1 pseudogene is annotated in these 252 nt (G+C 59.5%); it reads right to left on the bottom strand.

The features are described 5' to 3' along the window. Window positions 1-252 (bottom strand): annotated as a pseudogene (gene istB / locus NDO48_RS29385) (IS21-like element ISPst3 family helper ATPase IstB); the annotation flags it as partial.

Here is a 252-nt window from a genome sequence, read left to right as displayed (position 1 = left end):
CTACTGTGTTGCAGGCGATAGGACTCGTTACCGGTTTCGACGATGTGGCAGTGGTGGGTCAGCCGATCCAGCAGGGCGGTGGTCATCTTGGCGTCGCCGAACACGCTCGACCATTCGGCGAAGCTCAGGTTGGTGGTGATCACCACGCTGGTGTGTTCGTACAGCTTGGACAGCAGGTGAAACAGCAACGCACCGCCAGCCTGGCTGAACGGCAGATAACCCAGTTCGTCGAGGATGACCAGATCCATGCGC

The organism is Aminobacter sp. MET-1 (assembly GCF_026521175.1).
Lineage (GTDB): Bacteria > Pseudomonadota > Alphaproteobacteria > Rhizobiales > Rhizobiaceae > Aminobacter.
This window is presented reverse-complemented; position numbering and strand designations above follow the sequence as displayed.